The 15,474-nt window shown below is 69.5% G+C and carries 14 protein-coding genes; 6 read left to right on the top strand and 8 right to left on the bottom strand.

Annotated elements, in window-relative coordinates; all coding sequences use genetic code 11:
• Positions 1-193: 193 nt before the first annotated feature.
• The 5 genes from ACGFY9_RS39030 to ACGFY9_RS39010 all read left to right on the top strand — a co-directional run bounded on the left by ACGFY9_RS39030 (position 194) and on the right by ACGFY9_RS39010 (position 6,113).
• The gene (locus ACGFY9_RS39030; protein ID WP_393762347.1) at positions 194-1,087 is read left to right on the top strand and encodes a carbohydrate ABC transporter permease; all 894 of its coding nucleotides are present in this window, start codon (positions 194-196) and stop codon (positions 1,085-1,087) included.
• The gene (locus ACGFY9_RS39025; protein ID WP_393762318.1) at positions 1,084-1,989 is read left to right on the top strand and encodes a carbohydrate ABC transporter permease; all 906 of its coding nucleotides are present in this window, start codon (positions 1,084-1,086) and stop codon (positions 1,987-1,989) included. Before ACGFY9_RS39030 ends, ACGFY9_RS39025 begins: the two co-directional genes overlap by 4 nt.
• 116 nt (positions 1,990-2,105) lie before the next feature.
• Positions 2,106-3,536 (top strand): GH1 family beta-glucosidase, encoded by a 1,431-nt coding sequence (locus ACGFY9_RS39020; RefSeq protein WP_393762316.1) that lies wholly within the window; start codon positions 2,106-2,108, stop codon positions 3,534-3,536.
• A gap of 218 nt (positions 3,537-3,754) precedes the next feature.
• A complete protein-coding gene (gene hutH / locus ACGFY9_RS39015; RefSeq protein WP_393762345.1) occupies positions 3,755-5,287 on the top strand; it encodes a histidine ammonia-lyase in 1,533 nt (510 codons plus the stop codon).
• Between the two features lie 124 nt (positions 5,288-5,411).
• The gene (locus ACGFY9_RS39010; protein WP_393762314.1) at positions 5,412-6,113 is read left to right on the top strand and encodes a hypothetical protein; all 702 of its coding nucleotides are present in this window, start codon (positions 5,412-5,414) and stop codon (positions 6,111-6,113) included.
• A gap of 33 nt (positions 6,114-6,146) precedes the next feature.
• On the opposite strand, the gene ACGFY9_RS39005 is transcribed toward ACGFY9_RS39010, so the two are convergent.
• The 6 genes from ACGFY9_RS39005 to ACGFY9_RS38980 form a co-directional block, all read right to left on the bottom strand.
• Positions 6,147-7,040, bottom strand: coding sequence for a carbohydrate ABC transporter permease (locus tag ACGFY9_RS39005; RefSeq protein WP_393762312.1), 894 nt, complete (start codon positions 7,038-7,040; stop codon positions 6,147-6,149).
• Positions 7,037-8,017 carry a carbohydrate ABC transporter permease gene (locus ACGFY9_RS39000; RefSeq protein WP_393762310.1) on the bottom strand — a complete coding sequence of 327 codons (981 nt, stop codon included), beginning with the start codon at positions 8,015-8,017 and terminating at the stop codon, positions 7,037-7,039. Before ACGFY9_RS39000 ends, ACGFY9_RS39005 begins: the two co-directional genes overlap by 4 nt.
• The gene (locus tag ACGFY9_RS38995) at positions 8,014-9,312 is read right to left on the bottom strand and encodes an ABC transporter substrate-binding protein (protein ID WP_393762308.1); all 1,299 of its coding nucleotides are present in this window, start codon (positions 9,310-9,312) and stop codon (positions 8,014-8,016) included. Before ACGFY9_RS38995 ends, ACGFY9_RS39000 begins: the two co-directional genes overlap by 4 nt.
• A 264-nt stretch (positions 9,313-9,576) precedes the next feature.
• A complete protein-coding gene (locus tag ACGFY9_RS38990; RefSeq protein WP_393762306.1) occupies positions 9,577-11,064 on the bottom strand; it encodes a cellulose binding domain-containing protein in 1,488 nt (495 codons plus the stop codon).
• A 107-nt stretch (positions 11,065-11,171) separates the two neighbouring features.
• Positions 11,172-12,575, bottom strand: a complete 1,404-nt coding sequence (locus ACGFY9_RS38985) for an ATP-binding protein (RefSeq protein WP_393762304.1) — start codon at positions 12,573-12,575, stop codon at positions 11,172-11,174.
• Complete coding sequence (locus tag ACGFY9_RS38980) at positions 12,572-13,276, bottom strand: response regulator transcription factor (RefSeq protein WP_390159879.1); 705 nt, start codon at positions 13,274-13,276, stop codon at positions 12,572-12,574. Before ACGFY9_RS38980 ends, ACGFY9_RS38985 begins: the two co-directional genes overlap by 4 nt.
• A 111-nt stretch (positions 13,277-13,387) precedes the next feature.
• On the opposite strand from ACGFY9_RS38980, the gene ACGFY9_RS38975 reads away from it, so the two are divergent.
• Positions 13,388-13,924: a hypothetical protein gene (locus tag ACGFY9_RS38975; RefSeq protein ID WP_393762302.1), complete on the top strand. Its 537-nt coding sequence runs from the start codon at positions 13,388-13,390 to the stop codon at positions 13,922-13,924.
• A gap of 24 nt (positions 13,925-13,948) precedes the next feature.
• Here the strand turns inward: ACGFY9_RS38975 and ACGFY9_RS38970 are convergent, their stop codons facing one another.
• A complete protein-coding gene (locus ACGFY9_RS38970; protein WP_393762300.1) occupies positions 13,949-14,818 on the bottom strand; it encodes a spermidine synthase in 870 nt (289 codons plus the stop codon).
• Between the two features lie 81 nt (positions 14,819-14,899).
• Positions 14,900-15,334, bottom strand: a complete 435-nt coding sequence (locus tag ACGFY9_RS38965) for a hypothetical protein (protein WP_393762298.1) — start codon at positions 15,332-15,334, stop codon at positions 14,900-14,902.
• Between the last annotated feature and the right edge of the window lie 140 nt (positions 15,335-15,474).

Here is a 15,474-nt window from a genome sequence, read left to right as displayed (position 1 = left end):
GCCCCCGGCGGGCGCGGGTCGGGGGGGGGGGGCCCCCGCCCCGGCCGCCCCGCCCCGGGGCGCGCGGCGCCCCCCCCCCCCCCCCCCCCGCGCCGCCCCCCCCCCCCCCCCCCCCCCCCCCCCCCCCCCCCCGGCCCGCGGCGCCGGCGGTCGCGGTACGCCGGCTCCCGGCCCGAGTTCGTGGCGGAGCCGGCTGTACCGCTGGGACATGAAGGCGGCGCCGTACGCGTTCATCTCCCCGTTCTTCATCATCTTCGGGGCCTTCGGCCTCATCCCGCTGCTCTACACGGCCTGGTACTCGCTGCACAACGTGCAGTTGTCGTCGCTGGACCACAAGACGTGGGCGGGGCTGGACAATTACCGGAACCTGCTGTCGTCGGACTTCTTCTGGAACGCCCTGAAGAACACGTTCACCATCGGGCTGATCTCCACCGTGCCGCAGCTGTTGATGGCGATCGGGATCGCGCATCTGCTCAACTACCGGCTCCGCGGCTCGACCGTGTGGCGGGTCGTGATGCTCACGCCGTACGCCACCTCGGTGGCGGCGGCGACCCTCGTCTTCACGCTGCTGTACTCGTGGGACGGCGGGATGGTCAACTGGCTGCTGCACTTCGTCGGGGTCGATGCCATCAACTGGCGCGAATCCACGTGGGGTTCGCAGTTCGCGGTGTCGTCGATCGTGATCTGGCGGTGGACGGGTTACAACGCGCTGATCTATCTGGCGGCGATGCAGGCGATCCCGGGCGACCTGTACGAGTCGGCGGCGATCGACGGTGCCAACCGCTGGCAGCAGTTCCGCCACGTGACGATCCCGCAGCTGCGCCCGACCATCCTCTTCACGGTGGTGGTCTCCACCATCGGCGCGACCCAGCTCTTCGGCGAGCCGCTGCTGTTCGGCGGGGTCAGCGGTTCGAAGGGCGGCTCCGAGCACCAGTACCAGACGCTCGGTCTGTACATGTACGACCAGGGCTGGATCATCGGCAACCTCGGCAAGGCGTCCGCGATCGCCTGGTCGATGTTCCTGATCCTGCTGATCGTCGCCGCGATCAACCTGCTGTTCACCCGACGGCTGAGGAAGTCCCAATGACGACAAGTGAATTGACGCTCCCTCAGGATCAGGTGCCCGTACCGGCGGCACGCGCCCCGCGCCGCCGGGTGATGGGCGCGGGCAAGCAGATGCACGCGGGCCCGCTGACCTACGTCGTCCTGGTGGTCTTCGCGCTGGTCTCGCTGGCCCCGCTGGTGTGGACGGCGATCGCCGCCTCGCGGACCAACACGCGGCTCGCTCAGACCCCGCCGCCGCTGTGGTTCGGGGCGAACCTGTTCAAGAACCTCCAGACGGCCTGGGACCAGGCCGGCATGGGCACCGCGATGTTCAACTCCACGATCGTCGCGGGCTCGATCACCATCGGCACGGTCCTGTTCTCCACCCTCGCGGGCTTCGCCTTCGCCAAGCTGAAGTTCAGGTTCTCCAGCACGCTGCTCCTGCTGACCATCGGCACGATGATGATCCCGCCCCAACTGGCCGTCGTACCGCTGTACTTGTGGATGGCGGACCTGCACTGGTCGAACCATCTGCAGACGGTCATCCTGCCGACCCTGGTCAGCGCCTTCGGTACGTTCTTCATGCGCCAGTACCTCGTGCAGGCACTGCCGACCGAGCTGATCGAGGCGGCGAGAGTGGACGGCGCGAGCAGTCTGCGGGTGGTGTGGCACGTGGTCTTCCCGGCGGCGCGCCCCGCGATGGCGGTGCTGGGGCTGTTGACCTTCGTCATGGCCTGGAACGACTTCCTGTGGCCGATCATCGCCCTCAACCAGCAGAACCCGACCGTCCAGGTCGCCCTGAACTCCCTGGGCACCGGCTACATCCCCGACCAGTCGGTGATCATGGCGGGTGCGCTGCTGGGCACGCTGCCGCTGCTGATCGCCTTCCTCCTGTTCGGCAAGCAGATCGTGGGCGGGATCATGCAGGGCGCGGTCAAGGGCTGAGGGTTCGCCCACTTCCTCACCTCGCTCATCCCGCTTGTCTCCTACGTCAGCCGGGGAGCCGGGGCGCCGTCGCCCCGGCCTCTCCGGCCCCTCTCCTCCACTATGGGAGCGCTTCCATGCCTGAGCCCATTACACCTGTCACCTTCCCTCCCGCCTTCCTCTGGGGCGCCGCGACCTCCGCCTACCAGATCGAGGGGGCGGTGCGGGAGGGCGGCCGTACGCCCTCGATCTGGGACACGTTCAGTCATACGCCGGGCCGTACGGCCGGTGGTGAGCACGGTGACATCGCTGTCGACCACTACCACCGCTACCGCGACGACGTGGCGCTGATGGCGGACCTGGGCCTGACGGCGTACCGCTTCTCGGCCTCCTGGCCGCGGGTGCAGCCGACCGGCCGGGGCCCGGCGGTCCAGGTGGGCCTGGACTTCTACCGCCGCCTGGTGGACGAGCTGCTGGCCGTCGGCATCAAGCCGGCGCTGACCCTCTACCACTGGGATCTGCCGCAGGAGCTGGAGGACGCGGGCGGCTGGCCGGAGCGCGACACGGCGTACCGCTTCGCCGAGTACGCGCAGATCATGGGCGAGGCGCTGGGCGACCGCGTGGAGCAGTGGATCACGCTCAACGAGCCCTGGTGCAGCGCGTTCCTGGGCTACGGCTCGGGGGTGCACGCGCCGGGCCGTACGGACGCGGCGGCTTCGCTCAAGGCCGCGCATCACCTCAACTTGGCGCACGGGCTGGCGACTTCGGCGCTGCGGGCGTCGATGCCGGCCAGGAACTCCGTGGCGGTGAGCCTCAACTCCTCGGTCGTCAGGCCCGCTTCGCAGTCCCCGGAGGACATGGCGGCGGCCCGCAAGATCGACGACCTGGCCAACGGGGTGTTCCACGGGCCGATGCTGCACGGTTCGTACCCGCAGTCGCTGTTCGAGGCGACGAGGTCGGTCACGGACTGGTCGTACGTCCAGGACGGTGACCTGACGCTCATTCACCAGCCCTTGGACGCACTGGGGTTGAACTACTACACCCCCACCCTGGTCGAGGCGACGGAGGCGGCCCCGGCCGGCAGCCCGCGCGCCGACGGCCACGGCCTGAGCGCGTACTCCCCCTGGCCGGGCGCGGACGACGTGGCGTTCCTCCAGACCCCGGGCGAGCGCACGGAGATGGGCTGGACGATCGACCCGACGGGCCTGTACGACCTGATCACGCGCTACACGAGGGAGGCGCCGGGCCTCCCGCTCTACGTCACGGAGAACGGCGCGGCCTACGACGACAAGCCCGACCCCGAGGGCAACGTCCACGACCCGGAGCGGATCGCCTACCTCCACGGCCACCTGTCGGCCGTACGCCGGGCGATCACGGACGGCGCGGACGTGCGCGGCTACTACCTGTGGTCTCTGATGGACAACTTCGAGTGGGCGTACGGCTACGGAAAGCGGTTCGGCGCGGTGTACGTGGACTACGCGACGCTGGCCCGCACCCCGAAGTCGAGCGCGCGGTGGTACGGGGAGGCGGCGCGCACGGGGGCGCTGCCTGCGGTGCAGGGGGTCTGACCGACGGGGGTACCCGGGGGACGGGGCGCGGCATGCCAGGGGCGTGCCGCGCCCCGGCGGACTAACCGGCTGGAAGGATCAAGGGGGTTAGACAGAACCCCAGCCTGCATGCGGCAGAGTCCGGGATGCGCCCGCCATCACCTGCCGCCCTTGCCAAGCTCTAAATAAAGTGATTCATTCGCCATGCTAGTGAATGGATGCACGTCAAGCGCGGGGAGATGTCCGTGACGGTCACCTTGGGCCCGGAGCCGATCACCATCGACCAGTTCGTCGCGGTCGCCCGGCACGGCGCCCGGGTCGAGTTCGACGCGGCCTACGTCGACCGCGTACGCAAGTCCCGTGCGCTGGTGGAGCGCTTCCTCGCCGAGAACCGACTGGTCTACGGCGTCACCACCGGCTTCGGCGACAACGTCACGGAGGTCATCGACCCGGCGGACGCGGAGCGGCTGCAGCGGAACATCGTGCGTTCGCACGCCGTGTCGGTCGGGGAGCCGTTGCCCGTCGAGGTGGTCCGTGCCATCGCGCTGATGGAGCTGGTCGGGCTCGGTGAAGGGTTCTCCGGTATCCGGTTCGAGACGCTGGAGCTGATCCGGCGGATGCTCAACGCCGGGGTCACGCCGCACGTCCCCGGCGAGGGGTCCGTCGGCTATCTGGCCCCCGAGGCGCACATGGCGCTCGTCCTGCTCGGCGAGGGCCGGGCCTGGTACGGCGGCGAACTCCTGCCCGGCGCCGAGGCGTTGGCCCGGATCGGCGAGCGGCCGGCCCGACTCGCCTGCAAGGAAGGGCTGTCGCTCACCAACGGGACGCACTCGGTCACCGCGATCGCCGTCCTCGCCGCCCATGACGCCGAGGTCGCGGCGACGACCGCCGACGTCGCCGCGAGCCTGTCGGTGCAGGCGCTCAAGGGCACCGTCCGCGCCTACGACGCCCGGATCCAGGAACGGAAACGGCACCCGGAGCAGGCCGCCGTGGCCGAGAACCTGCGGCGGCTGACCGAGTCCAGCGCCATCAGCGCCGAGTTCCTCGACCACCGGCTTCAGGACGGGCTGTCCCTGCGTGCCGTTCCGCAGATGCACGGCGGTGCGAAGCGGGCGCTCGCGCAGGCCCGGGAGGTCATCGTCGAGGAACTCCACTCCGTGGGCGACAACCCGGTCATCCACCCCGAGGGCGAGGACGGGGTCGCGCTGAGCGGGGCGAACTGCGACAGCACGTACGTCGGCATCCAGGCCGACACCATGGTCAACGCGATGACCGTGCTGGCCAAGGTCTCCGAACGCCGCACCGACCGCATGGTCAACAGCGGCCTCAGCGAGCTGCCCGCCTTCCTGGTCGGGCAGCAACCGGGCCTCAACAGCGGCTACATGATCGCCCAGTACACGGCCGCCGCCCTGACCATGGAACTGCGCGGCCTGGCCGTCCCCGCCTCCGCCGACAGCGTCACCACCTCGGCCAACCAGGAAGACACCGTCAGCAACGCCTACTTGGCGGCCCTGAAGGCCTACCGCGCGGCCCGCAAGCTCGGCTACGTCATAGCCGTCGAGCTGATGTGCGCCGCCCAGGCCCTCGACCTCCTCGCCCCGCTCGCGCCCTCACCGGCCGCGGAGGCGCTGCGCGCCCGGATCCGGGAGACCGTACCGACCGTCGACGAGGACCGCGTCTTCCACACCGACATCGAGCACATCGCCGAACTCGTGCGCGGCGGCGAGGTGTTGAGGGTCGTGGAGGGCGTCGTGGGGGCGCTGCGCCGCTGAGGCCGGGCAATTCCACGCCGCCATTCACAGCCGCCCCTCAGAGCCCCCGCAGCGGCCTCTCAGCCCCAAGGCGTCTCATCTCCCGTACGGGGTGATCCGATCCCGGCGCAGACGGGAGGACGTCATGTTTTTCATCGTGTTGGTGCTGCTGGCCCTGATCGTCGGCGGTGCGGTCGCCTTCGGCAAGAGGCAGGCGGGGGGCGGGAGTTCGCGGTACGGATACCGTGCCGGGTCCGGGGCGGCGCAGCAGACCTACGACGCCGACGCCGGTGCCGAGGCCACCCGCTGGGTGGAGCGGCTGGGCGGGAGTCTGTCCACGCTGGACGCCGGTGGCAATACCGCCGCCCGGCAGGCGCTCGCCGACGCCACCGAGCGGCTCCGGGCCGCCGAGGGTCAACTCGCCGTCGCCTACTCGCCGACGCAGTACGGGCTCGTGACGCAGACCGCCATCGAGGGGCTGCACCACATCCGAACCGCCCGCGGCGCGCTGGGACTCGACCCGGGACCCGAGTTGCCCGCGCAGGGGACTGGTGGACAGGTCACCGTGGGCGGGCAGACGTACACCGCCTCCGCGCAGCCCGGTGCCGGCACGCCGTACTACTACCCCGGCGGGGTCGTCAACGGCCGTTCCATGGCCGGGGGTTGGTACAGCACGCCCTGGTGGAAGACCGCGCTCGTCGCGGGTGCCGCCGGGGTCGGGGGCATGTTGCTCGCGGACGCGCTGTTCGACGGCTTCCACCATCACGGGCCGCACGGTGGGTTGTTCGGTGGTGGGCCGGGCGGACCGGGTGGGTTCGGGGGCTTCGGCGGGCCCGGGCCGTTCTGAGTCACCCGGGCCGTTCTCCTGCCAGGCGGTGCGTCAGCCCTTGTTGGCGCCCAGGGTGAGGCCGCTGACGAACTGGCGCTGGAGTGCGAAGTACACGATCAGCGTGGGGATCGCGGTGAGCAGGGCGCCCGCGGCGACCAGGTTGGGGTCGGTGAAGTACTGGCCGGAGAGGTTGTTCAGGGCGGAGGTGATCGGCATGTTCTCGCCGGTCGAGATCAGCACGATCGCCCAGAAGAAGTCGTTGTAGATCCAGATGGAGAGCAGGGTCGCCAGAGCTGCCATCGCCGGCTTGCACAGCGGCAGCACTATCTGCCAGTACATCCGCCACACCGACGCCCCGTCGACCAGCGCCGCCTCGGTCAGCTCGTGCGGCAGCATCCGCATGTAGTTGCTCAGCACGAAGGCGCAGAAGCCCGACTGGAACGCCACGTGGATGAGGACCAGGCCGAGCGCGGAGTCGTAGAGCTTGCCGCTCATCGTGATGCCGGGGAGGTCGATGAGCAGGTACATGCGGTACAGCGGGGTGATGATGACCTGCTGCGGCAGCAGGTTGCCGGCCGTGAAGACCAGCAGCAGGAAGATGTTGAGCCGGAAGTCGAACCGGCTGACGTAGAACGCGACCATCGACGACAGCAGCAGCGTGAGCAGCACGGCCGGGACCGCGATGATCAGTGTGTTGGCGAAGTAGTGCGTCATGTCGGACTGCTCGAACGCGTTCTTGAAGTTGTCGAGGTTCAGCGTGTCCGGCCAGGAGACGTACCCCTTGTTGCTGGTCTCGGAGTACGGGCGCAGGGCCGCGTAGACCGCCCACAGCAGGGGGGCGAGCCAGGCCAGCGAGGTGACCACGAGGAACGTGTGCAGCAGGACCCGGGCCGGGCGGAGCGGGGTGCGCTGCTTCACGCCGAGTGCGGCGGTGGGGGTGGTCATGCGCGCCGCTCCTTCCGGAAGGTCGCGATCAGGTACGGGATGATGACCGCGAGGGAGATGACCAGCAGGACGACGGCGATCGCGGAGCCGTAACCGATCCGGCTGGACTCGCCGATGATGTTGTTGGTGATCAGGATCGACAGCAGCTCGGTGCCCTGGGCGCCCTTGTTGAAGACGAAGACCAGGTCGAAGGCGCGCAGCGACTCGATGATCGTGACGACCAGGACGACCGTGTTGGTGGGCCGCAGCGTCGGGAAGATGACGTTCTTGAACGTCTGCCACTCGTTCGCGCCGTCCAGCGCGGAGGCCTCCCGCAGGGACGGGTCCACGCCCTTCAGACCGGCCAGGTACAGGATCATCATGTAGCCCGCGTGCCGCCAGGACGCGGCGATCAGGACGGCCCACAGGTTGAGTTTGGGGTCGCCGATCCAGTCGATGTAGTGGCCGGGCTTGTTGGCCCCGATGAGGCTGTTGATCAGGCCGGTGTCGGGGTTGTAGATGAGCTGCCAGACGAAGCCGGTGACCGCCAGCGACATCACGACCGGCAGGAAGAACGCGGTCTGGTAGACGCGGCTGAAGCGGATCTTCTTGTCCAGCTGGACGGCCAGGAACAGGCCGAAGGGCGTCGGCAGCAGGATGAGCACGACGAACCAGATGATGTTGTGCTCAAGTGCGGGCCAGAACTGCGGGTTGTCGTTGAACAGCTCCTTGAAGTTGGCCAGCCCCACCCACTTGATGGAGCTGAAGCCGATGCCGTCCCAGGACGTGAAGGCCAGGGCGATCGAGGCGAGGGCGGTGACCCAGACAAGGGCCACGTGCAGGACCGTCGGGCCGCCCGCCATGAAGGCGAGCGTGATGCGGTCACGGCGGGTCAGCAGGCGCTTGGCGCCCTGCGGGACCCGCTTCTTCTCAGGCGCGGGGCCCGGAGGCGGAACGGCGTCCGCCTCCGGGCTCGTCGTAGTCGTCTCGGAGATCATGAGGAGGCGAAGATCGTCTTCTTCTGGCGCTCGATCGAGGTCAGCAGACTGTCGACGCCCTTGGGGTTCTGCAGGAACTTCTGCAGCCCGGGCTGCATCACCGTCGAGGTGAAGTCCGGCCGTGAGTCGCGGTCCATGAACTGGGTGAGGCTCTTGGCGGCGCCGATCATGTCGAACGCCTTCTTCTGCAGCGGCGAGTACGCGGAGGTGTCGGCCTTGCTGGAGGCGGCCACCACGCTCGGGTCGGTCTTGAGGTACAGCTGCTCGGCCGCCGGGGTGCCCAGGTACTCCAGGAGCTTGACGACACCGGCGTGGTTCTTCGGGGCCTTGCTGACCATGTAGCCGTCGGTGGGCGCCTCGACGGTGTCCTGGCCGTACGCGGAGTTGATCTCCGGGAAGGCGAAGAAGTCGAGGTCGTCGAGGTCGGCCTTGACGGTGAACTGCTGGGCCACGAAGGAGCCCAGCAGGTACATGCCGGACTTCTTCGACACGATGCCCTGCGCCGCGTCCTGCCAGGTGCGGCCCATGAAGCCGTCCTGGTGGTACGGGAGGAGCTCGGCCCAGTGGTCGAAGACCGCCTTGACCTTCGGGTCGGTCCACGCCTCCTTGCCCGCCATCAGGGACTTGTGGAAGTCGTAGCCGTTGAGGCGGAAGTTGATCTGGTCGAAGGTGCCCATCGCCGGCCAGGCGTCCTTGTCGCCGAAGGCGATCGGGACCAGGCCGTCGCTCTTCATCTTCTTGCAGAGGGCGACCAGCTCGTCCCACGTGGTGGGGACGGTGTAGCCCTTCGCCGTGAAGACGCTCTTGCGGTAGAAGATCGCCCACGGGTACGTGGTCATCGGCACGAAGTAGTACTTGCCGTCCTCGCCCTTGCTGAGCTGCTTCATCGCGTCGGGGAAGTTGTCACCGATCTTCGCCCAGACGTCGTCGATGGACGTGGCGAGCTTCTTGGCCGCGAAGAACTGCATGCGGTACCCGGCGAACCAGTTGAACACGTCGTCCGGCGTGCCCTGGAGGTAGGAGTTGATCTGCTCCTGGAAGGTGTTGTGGTCCTTCGTGTTGACCTTCACGGTGATGCCGGACGTCTTCTTGAAGTCCGCGTAGACGCTCGCGAACGCCTTCTTCGGCACCGCGTCGGACGCGTTGGAGCCGACGGTGACGGTCTTCGGGTCGGACGAGCTGCCGCTGCTGCCGCACGCGCTCAGCAGGGGTATGCCGGCGCCGAGCACGGCAGCGCCGCCTATGCCGCGCAGGACGGAGCGGCGACTGGCGGCGGGGAGGGAGAAGTCGGGCATGAACGGCTCCTGACGGACGAGGTTCGGCCGGAATGCGCCACGCCCCAGGTCGTCGTAACCGACCAGAAACCAACGCGACCAAACACGGTGGCGTAATAACAGTCCTATGTCTGGTCATGCGTCAACACCCGCCGCCTTCATTTGTCGAAACGTAATCGACACTCGCCAGCAAAAGGAGCGAACGTGCAGCCGAGTGGCCACACGTCCGCTCCGGGGAGGCTGGGTCACGAGGTCCGCGAGGGGTCCCTGGGGCCCATGAGGCATCTACTGGAAGGCCGAGAATGCCTTGGTGAAGGCGGACGGGGCCTGGACGACCGAGCTGCAGGTCGCGTCCGCGCTGGGCTTGGCGCCGCCGGGGCACTGCTTGTCACGCGTCGCGGACCACATCGAAAGCCCGCCCAGACCCTTCGCCTTCGCGAAGGCCGCCAACCCGTTCGCGTCCTCGACCGTGAAAACCTCCGATGACACGTCGTTGACACCGATCATGGGTGTCACTGCAACCGCTTTCCATGCGGCGGCATCTGAGAGCCCGAGAACACTCTTGACTTGGGCTTGTGTGGCAGTAGCCGCTTGCTGTGAGTACGTTCCCATATTTCCGGAGTACGCCGGTCCGTAATCCATCGCCATGATGTTGACCGTATTGATCTTGACGCCGTTGGACTTGGCATTGGACAACAAGTTCACCCCGTCCTGGGTCAGCCCCTCGGGCATCACGGGGAGCGTGTAGGAGACGTCCAGGTTCGGGTGCTGCTGCTGGAGCTTCGCTATCGCCTGGGCGCGGATCGTGTTCGCCGCCGTGTTGGGCAGCGCGCCGCCCTCGACGTCGAAGTCGACCTTGGTGAGGTTGTACGCGTCCACGACCTTCCCGTACGCCGTCGCCAGCGCGCTCGCCGAACCGCACGTCGTCGCCAGCTCGGAGCCGGACGCGCCGCCGAAGGAGACCCGGACGTCACCGCCCTTGGCGCGCAGCGCGCCGATCTGCGAGGCCACGCCGTCGCTGCCGAGGTCCGAGACCCCGCCCCACTTCGGGGTGCAGCCGCCGCCGTCGGTGATGAAGGCGAGGTTGTAGTTCTTCACGCCGGTCGCGGTGACGTTGGCGAGCAGGTCGAAGGCCGGGTAGAGGGAGGTGTCGACGTAGGGGGCGAAGCCCGCGCCTGCCGTCGTGCCGGTGCCGGTGCTCTGGGTCGGGGAGGCGGTGGGGGTGGGAGTGGGAGTGGGAGTGGCCGTGGGCTTGGCGGTGGCCGTCGGCGTGGAGGTCGGGGAGGCGGTTGGCGTGGGCGTCGGCGACGAGGTCGTCGGACGGCCGGTCGGCTCGGGGGTCGCGGTGCCGTCCGCCGAGCACTTGGCGTTGTCGATGAGACAACTGGTCGGCTGGCCCGTGCCGTTGACCACGAAGCCGACGGTGACCGACTCGCCGGCCGCGAGACCGTCCGTGTCCCACTTCGGCGGCTTCACGGTGACGCGCTGCCCGCTCACGCTCGACTCGGCGTTCCACAGCGAGCTGAGCTTCGATCCGGACGGCAGGTCGAACTGCAGCGTCCAGTCCTTCTTCGTGGCACCGGTCGTGTTCGTGACGACGTACTGCGCGGTGTACCCCGTCGACCACTCGCTGGTTCTCGTGTAGGCCGCGCCGACGCTCGCCGCCTGGGCGATGCCGGTCAGCATGATCGCGCCGCCACCGACGACCGCGGCGGCGACCGCTCCGCCGATCACCTTGTTCCTCTTGCTGATCCTGCGCCGGTGCGTGCTCATCGCGTGCCTGCTTTCGCCGTACGGGGGTGGGGTGCGGCAGCACGCTAGCGATCCGGAACCGGGCAAAACGCCTGATCCGGGCGGGGGTTGGCGATCTTAGGGTGCGCTTAAGGGAGGGATCGGGAACGGTTAAAGGTAGAGACCAATTTCCCGCGCCGACGCCGTCGTACGGCTCCGCGGTGCCCCTTGCGCTCCGGCTCGCGCCCGTCCAGCTGGATCCAGATCCGCACCTCGGTGCCGCCGAGCATCGAGGACCCGATCCGTACGTCCCCGCCGGTCGACTCCGCGAGCCGGCGCACGATGTCCAGGCCGAGCCCGGTCGACCCCGCGCTGCCGGAACCGCGCCCGCGGGCCATCGCCGCCTCGGGGTCGCGTATGCCCGAGCCCGCGTCCGAGACGAGCACGATCACCGCGTCCTCGCTGTTGTGCACGTCGACCGCGAAGGCCGTGCCCTCGGGCGTGTGCCGGAACACGTTGCCGAGCAGGGCGTCCAGCGCGGCGACCAGATCGGCGCGGGCCACTGGTATGCGCACCGGTCGCTCCACCCCGGCGACCCGCACCTTCCGCCCCTCGTCCTCGGCGAGCGCGGACCAGAACCGCATCCGCTCACGCACCACCTCGGCCGCGTCGCACCCGGCACCGGGCCCGGCCGCCACGGTCTGCGGCTTGGCCTCGCGCGCGGTCCGGATGATCGTGTCGACCTCCCGCTCCAACTGCGCCACGGCGGTCCGCGTCTGCTCGGCGGCGGGCCCGTCCCCGAGCGAGGCCGCGTTGAGCCGCAGCACGGTGAGCGGTGTGCGGAGGCGGTGCGACAAGTCGGCCGCCAATTCCCTTTCATTCGCGAGCAGTTGTACGACCTGGTCGGCCATGGAGTTGAACGCGACCGCCGCGAGCCGCAGTTCGGTCGGCCCTTCCTCGGGCACCCGCGCCCCCAGCTTCCCCTCCCCCAGTTCGTGCGCGCCCTCGACCAGACGCTGCGCGGGCTGCACCATCCGTACGCCCAGCCGGTCGGCGACCGCGACGGAACCGACGATCAGCGCGATGCCGACCCCGGCGAGCACCGCCCAGGCCGTACCGACGCCGTTGCTCACCTCCGACTCCGGGACGAACACCTCGACGACGGATATCTCGCCGGAGCTGAGCGCGACCGGCTGGAGCAGGACGGAACCGCCGGGCACCTCGGTGGTGGAGGCGCGGCCCAGCTTCCGTATGGTCGCGATGTCCTTGCCTGCGGCGCGTTGCAGCCCGATGTCGAGGGCGGCTTTCCCCTCCCCCGCCGGTATGTGGACGGCCATCCCGGAGTCCGCGCCCGCGGAGGCGACGACCTTCTCCAGCTGGTCCCGGTCCGTGGTGATGGACAGCGCGGGGGCGACGGCGGCGGCCTCCCGCTCGGCGTTCGAGAAGGCGCGGTCGCGGGCCATCTCCTTGATGACCAGGCCCAGCGGCACCGCGAAGGCGACGACGACCATCGCCGCGATCGCCAGACAGACCCTGACCAGCGCCCACCTCATCGCGGCGACTCCGCTCCCGGTGGCTCCAGCTTCACGCCGACACCCCGCAGGGTGTGCAGATAGCGCGGCTGAGCCGCCGTCTCCCCCAACTTCCTTCGCAGCCAGGACAGATGGACGTCGATGGTCTGGTCGTCGCCGTACGACTGCTGCCACACCTCGGCGAGGAGTTCCTTGCGCGGTACGACCACACCGGGGCGCCCGGCGAGGAAGGCGAGGAGGTCGAACTCGCGGCGGGTGAGGTCCAGTCGGACGCCGTCCAACTCTGCCTGGCGGCGCAGCGGGTCGACGGTGAGGCCGCCGACGCGGATGACGGTCGACGGGGGTGCCTCGCCGGTGGTGGCACGGGAGCGTCGTAGAACCGCTGACATGCGGGCGGACAGATGGTCGACCGAGAAGGGCTTGGTGAGGTAGTCGTCCGCGCCCGCGTTGAGCAACCGGACGATCTCGCTCTCGTCGTCCCGAGCGGTGGCGATGATCACGGGGACATCCGTGATCCCGCGCAGCATCTTCAGCGCCTCGGACCCGTCCAGGTCGGGCAGTCCGAGGTCCAGGATGACCACGTCGAAACGGAAATGGGCGACCTCGCGCAGGGCCTCAAGGGCCGTACCGACACTGCGCACCGTGTGCGCGGCATCGGTCAGATGCCGGATGAGGGCCGAGCGCACGAACTGGTCGTCCTCGACCACGAGCACACTTGCCATGCGCCGCACCGTACGCCATGCGGGCGACCCGTATCCGGGCCTGTGGACAACTCCCGCCTGTGGACAACCGGTGGGACATCGACGGGACACCTGTGGGGCGCGTGAGGCAGTATGGCCGCGATGCCCAGAGGACTCGTCAACGGATTCGTGCACGTGCTGGCCTGGTCGCTCGCCACCGGCGCGGCCGTCACGCTGTCCTGGTGGGGCGTCCACACGGTCATGACGGGCACGGCCTACGACCCGCCGCGCGCCCTGCCCATCACGGTGGCCGGTGCCACCGCGCAGGCTGCTCAGCCGCCGGCCGATCCGACGATCCGGGCCGAGTCGTCACCGAGCCCGTCGAGCACCCCGACACCGACCCGCAGCCCCAGCCCCACGAAGACGGCGACCACGAGCCCGCCCCCCTCGCCTTCCACCTCCGGCCAGGTCAAGAGTTACGCCACGGACGGAGGGCGGGTGGTACTCGAACTCGACACCTCGCCGGCCTATGTGACGCTCGTGTCGGCGACGCCGGGTACGGGCTGGTCGATGCAGGTGTGGAAGACGGATTCGTGGCTCCGGGTGGAGTTCACCAAGGGCACGGACAAGGTGTCGGTGATCTGCACATGGCACGACGGGGCGCCGCGGGTCGATGTGGGCAACTACTGAGTTTTTCATGGTGTGTTGCTTCGGCTAGCGGAACACGGACGGGGGCGGTGCCGGTGAGGCGACCGCCGCGGCGTCCGTCACGGGTACGGCTCCGCCGGTGAAGTCGGTGAGTTCCTTGCCGTGTTCGAGCCGGCCGGGGTGCGGGTCGGAGGCGGCGCGCCGGGTCAACTCGGCGAGCGGCAGCGGGTGGTCGGAGGCGACGAGCACCGCGTTGCCGAACCGCTTGCCGCGCAGGACGGTCGGGTCGGCGATCAGCGCGCGTTCCGCGAACCGGGCGGCCACGGTGGCGATCTGGCCGCGGAGGTGGGCGAGCGGGGGCCCGTCGGCGAGGTTCGCGGCATAGCACCCACCGGGTTTGAGCGCCCGGCGCACCTCGTCGAGGAACTCGCTGGAGGTGAGGTGGGCGGGCGTACGGGCCCCGCTGAACACATCCGCCACGACGAGATCGGCCCACCCCTCGGGCACCTTCGCGAGCCCCGCGCGGGCGTCGGTCGACCGCACCCGGATCCGCGCGTTCGGGTCCAACGGCAGTTCCCGGCGGACCAGTTGGACCAGCGCCGCGTCGAACTCGACGACCTGCTGGGTGGATCGGGGCCGGGTGGCGGCGACATACCGGGCGAGCGTGAGGGCGCCCCCGCCGAGGTGCACGACGTGGATGGGCTTCCCGGCCGGCGCGACGAGGTCGATGACGTGCCCGAGGCGGCGCTGGTACTCGAAGGACAGATACGCCGGGTCGTCGAGATCGACGTACGACTGCGGCGCCCCGTCGATCAGCAGCGTCCAGGCACGCGCGCGTTCCCGATCGGGTATGAGCTCGGCGAGCCCACCGTCGACGGGTACGACGACGGCTTCGGGGGCGCCGGCACCGCGCCGGGGGGTCCTGGACTTTCCCATTGGCCCATTATCGGGGGCCCTGGGCGGTACGGCGCGCCCGGCATCGACGGGGGTGTGCGGGCGGGCAGGGGCGAGGGGCGGTCAGGTACAGCCGTCCGCCGCCTCGATCAACCGAGCCGCCTCTCCCAGCGCGGCACGCAGGACCTCCGGGTCGGTCGCGAGGTCGGCGTCACCGGGAGGCAGCAGCCAGTCGGAGCCCTCTACGGGGGGCTCGGGGTCCGGGGCGAGGCGCAACCCCCTGCCGTTGGTCTCCGTACACGTGCTGCCCGGCATGTCCCACGCCGCCGCCGTGCCCGGCGGTACCAGGAAGCCGAGTGTGTCGTCGCCGTCGTCGTGCAGGACGGGGCCGACCCCGTCGCACGCGCCGCGCCGCAGAATGTCGACCGCCTCAAGACCCTGCCGCGTCGGCACCGTCACCAGGTCGCAGGCCGAGTCCGCGAACGGTGGCGCACTGCACTCCGCGCTCGGCATTCGAGGATCGACGCTCTGCCTGGTCTCCATCCCGGTCTCCACCACGGAACCCCTCCTTGGACGAGCGGGACGGGAGTCGGGTGGCTCCCGGTCCACGGAGTTCAACGCGTTGAAGCGTCAACGGCTACGGCACAAGTCAGCCGCAAAGGATGGCAGTTCATGGCAGATCGCGGATGAGATATCCG

It is taken from the genome of Streptomyces sp. NPDC048504 (genome assembly GCF_043200035.1).
Classification (GTDB): Bacteria; Actinomycetota; Actinomycetes; order Streptomycetales; family Streptomycetaceae; genus Streptomyces.
Note: the sequence above shows the minus strand (reverse complement) of the source record. Positions and strands in the feature narration are given on the sequence as shown.

Coding starts and splice junctions, on each gene's coding strand:
- ACGFY9_RS39025 (WP_393762318.1), top strand. CDS start 1,084: ATGACGACAAGTGAATTGACGCTCCCTCAGGATCAGGTGCCCGTACCG.
- ACGFY9_RS39020 (WP_393762316.1), top strand. CDS start 2,106: ATGCCTGAGCCCATTACACCTGTCACCTTCCCTCCCGCCTTCCTCTGG.
- hutH (WP_393762345.1), top strand. CDS start 3,755: ATGTCCGTGACGGTCACCTTGGGCCCGGAGCCGATCACCATCGACCAG.
- ACGFY9_RS39010 (WP_393762314.1), top strand. CDS start 5,412: ATGTTTTTCATCGTGTTGGTGCTGCTGGCCCTGATCGTCGGCGGTGCG.
- ACGFY9_RS39005 (WP_393762312.1), bottom strand. CDS start 7,040: ATGACCACCCCCACCGCCGCACTCGGCGTGAAGCAGCGCACCCCGCTC.
- ACGFY9_RS39000 (WP_393762310.1), bottom strand. CDS start 8,017: ATGATCTCCGAGACGACTACGACGAGCCCGGAGGCGGACGCCGTTCCG.
- ACGFY9_RS38995 (WP_393762308.1), bottom strand. CDS start 9,312: ATGCCCGACTTCTCCCTCCCCGCCGCCAGTCGCCGCTCCGTCCTGCGC.
- ACGFY9_RS38990 (WP_393762306.1), bottom strand. CDS start 11,064: ATGAGCACGCACCGGCGCAGGATCAGCAAGAGGAACAAGGTGATCGGC.
- ACGFY9_RS38985 (WP_393762304.1), bottom strand. CDS start 12,575: ATGAGGTGGGCGCTGGTCAGGGTCTGTCTGGCGATCGCGGCGATGGTC.
- ACGFY9_RS38980 (WP_390159879.1), bottom strand. CDS start 13,276: ATGGCAAGTGTGCTCGTGGTCGAGGACGACCAGTTCGTGCGCTCGGCC.
- ACGFY9_RS38975 (WP_393762302.1), top strand. CDS start 13,388: ATGGCCGCGATGCCCAGAGGACTCGTCAACGGATTCGTGCACGTGCTG.
- ACGFY9_RS38970 (WP_393762300.1), bottom strand. CDS start 14,818: ATGGGAAAGTCCAGGACCCCCCGGCGCGGTGCCGGCGCCCCCGAAGCC.